We start from the raw sequence: 2,928 nt of genomic DNA, 5'->3' as shown, positions 1-2,928 counted from the left end.
GCATAAGAGATAACCCCTGTAGTATTACCAAGGGTCTGGAAATAGATAATATTTTTCAAATCGTGAGCCGCGACGGTAGAAAATCTGGAGTCGGGTAGTTCAGGAGAGGTATTCGATGACTTTTACCGGGTCGTACCGGAGTGTGATAATCCGTGTCCGGCCCTTTCCCTCGCGGTACTGGAGGTTGACAAGACGCATGGCATCCAGTTTCTTGACCACCTCGTAGAACCGCGTATAGCCGATGGGGACGTTCTCCTTGAAAGACTTGTATACATCCCCGGCATTCATTTCGTGCTCCTTGTCGCTCCGCTCCGCGATCAGTTTGAGGATCTGGCGCTCTTCGCCCTTGAGCGTCTTTGTGGTGAAGGCAAGGTGGAGGTACTTGGATATCTCATAAGCACCGCAGATATCGTCCCGCTCGATGCTGCGCCGCGCCGCCCGTTCTGCCGAGAGCGTTGCACGCTTGAGGAGGTCGATACCGACACGGAGGTCCCCACTCTTTAACGTCTGGCTGACAACTAGGTCGAGAAGCTCCTCGGAAAGGACACCGGAGAAAAGGCCCTGCATCACGCGGGCCTTCATGATCTCCCGCACTTCGGCATCGCCATAGGGAGCAAAGTAGATCTCGGTTGGCCGGAAGACCGAGGCAACCCGGGCATCGACAGCGCGGCTCAGGTCCACATCCATGTCGCTGATGATGACGATGACGCCGATCCGGGTCCCCTCGTAGGTCTCGTGTGACCGGAGCAGGGTGTAGAGCACCTTATTGATCTCGTTCTCGTACAGGAGGTAGTTTGCATCGTCGAGCGCAACTAAAAGGACGATCTCCTCCTTTGCGATATGGCGGGCCACTGCATCGAAGACCTGCTTGAACGAGGTGCCGGATGAGGGAGGGAGATGACCGATGAGTTTCTTGTAGATCTGGGAGATGATGGCAAACTTGGTATTGTCGATCTGGCAGTTGATGTACACCGGCACGAGTTTCTTTGTCGTCTCCTCGATCTCCTGGAAGAGCTTCCTGATGCTCGTGGTCTTCCCGGTACCGGGAAGCCCCTTGCAGACGCTGTTCATCGGCCTGCCTCCACGGAGCCCGGGCTTGATCTGGAACGCCAGCTCGCGCATCTGGTCATCGCGGAACTCGAACTGCTCGGGAACATAATCGATCTCCAGGACCTCAGGGTCCCGGAACAGCGTCTCGTCCCACATCAGCAGGTTCTTCTTCATCTCACTACACCTCTACGCAATCGGTATTAACTCCATTGATTATTGTCCCTGATAAAAACAAAAGTTTCGAAGAAGATCTGCCTCGATCCCGGACAAAATGCATCTCCCGCCTTCGGATCCCGGCCGGTTCATGAAAGCAACCGGAATCACATTACGAAAAGACCAGGCGGTTTACCTTTTCAACTGCCTCATCGGCACTTGCCGCTCCCGCATCAGCTCCGATACATTTCCAGAGGTTGGGCACGAGACTGAACGGGTACCCGCCTGCGATGACAGGTGTTCGTGCAGTATTAGGATCTGCCCTGATTGCCCGGACCAGTTCGTACACCCGGGATACATGGACCGGCATTGTGGCCGAAATGGCGATTGCATCCGCATGATGGTCCCGTATCATCGCAACAACCGAGGGAGCAGGAGTGTTTGCACCGGTATACAGGGTTTCCCACCCATCCATTTCAAAGAAATCTGCAACCATGCGGATACCGATATCGTGGAACTCACCGGAGACGGAGGCTGCAACGAGGCGCCTGCCTTTCCTTTTCTGCTTCCGGCGCTCTTCCCTCATCCGGTTATAGAGGAGTGCGATGAACAGCCGGGTCGTATCGGTGATATAATGCTCCTCTGCTACACTGACCTTGCGGACCTGCCAGAGCCTCCCGGTCTCCTGCAATGCCGGCTGGAATATATGCCGGTAAAGGTCGCGGACAGGAACACCCTTATCGAGCATTCCGATGATGAGCACCCGGGCATCCTCCTGGTTTGCTGCAACAAGAGCAGAGAGATACGCGCGGGCCTGGGCCGCAAGAGGATTGTCTTCCCTGATGAAGGAGGGATCTTCCCGCGGGGGGGCAGAGAGGAGGTCGCGGGCTCTCGTGATATACTCCTGTGCCTTCGAATCCTGATCTTCCGGTAGTTCCTGGTGCAGGACATCACTGAACTCAACAAGGCTTCTTTCAAGTATCGTGGGGGGGAAATGGAGCGATTCAAGAGATACCCGGGCCCAGCGGATATAGTCAAGGAAGAATGCATCATCACCGACAGCGAGCGATTCCTGCAGGTACCTGGCATACGATCGAAAATGTTCATCGAGCTGGGATTTTTCGTAATCGCTGGATTTTAACAATAATTCAGGATACCGTTCACCATAACGACTGAACCCTTTTGCCGCAAGATTCTCTTCGTCCAGCGATATAGGCCGGTACAGGCAATCTCCCCCAAAACTCATGTCTCCAGATCCCTCTTTTCCCGATATAACCAGATCTCACTGGCTACCTGTAACATTATTATTGTTTGGCTGAAATGGCCGTACCGAATAGACCGGAACATGCGTACAGGTGGAAGTAAGGGAGATGGCGGATTCCGGCTTCTCGTTTTTCTTTAAAAATCCGGACTCGTATCCTGGTAACCGGGGAAGGGACGAATTGATAAACAATCATAAAGAAAAATAGTGCTACTTTGCGGCAGATGATGAAAGTTACCCCCACTGATTCATGATGATGCACGGGTGCTGATGCCGCACTGCTCAGGAAAAAAGGAAGTCGAGGAAACCGACCGCGTTTTTCATCCCGAGACCCCCTGAACGGGCCGCCTTTTCCGAATATTCTGTTGTTTTGTCGGTTCCTTTGCCACGGACAACGAACGGCACCGGATCCCGCGTGTGCGTTTTTGTGCGGATCGGTGTCGGGTGATCGGGCAGTACAGCGA

At 53.9% G+C, this 2,928-nt stretch carries 2 protein-coding genes and 1 pseudogene; all 3 read right to left on the bottom strand.

Translation table 11 applies throughout. The annotated features are described in order from the left end of the window. Window positions 1–99: 99 nt before the first annotated feature. Window positions 100–1,224 (bottom strand): ORC1-type DNA replication protein, encoded by a 1,125-nt coding sequence (locus CW742_RS09705; RefSeq protein ID WP_292419733.1) that lies wholly within the window; start codon window positions 1,222–1,224, stop codon window positions 100–102. Window positions 1,225–1,375: 151 nt separating this feature from the next. Next, the gene (locus tag CW742_RS09700) at window positions 1,376–2,449 is read right to left on the bottom strand and encodes a B12-binding domain-containing protein (protein WP_292419732.1); all 1,074 of its coding nucleotides are present in this window, start codon (window positions 2,447–2,449) and stop codon (window positions 1,376–1,378) included. A gap of 297 nt (window positions 2,450–2,746) precedes the next feature. After that, window positions 2,747–2,928: pseudogene (locus CW742_RS09695) on the bottom strand (phosphoglycerate mutase); the annotation flags it as partial.

Origin of the sequence: Methanoregula sp. (assembly GCF_002835825.1) — an archaeon.
Lineage (GTDB): Archaea > Halobacteriota > Methanomicrobia > Methanomicrobiales > Methanospirillaceae > Methanoregula.
Note: the sequence above shows the minus strand (reverse complement) of the source record. Positions and strands in the feature narration are given on the sequence as shown.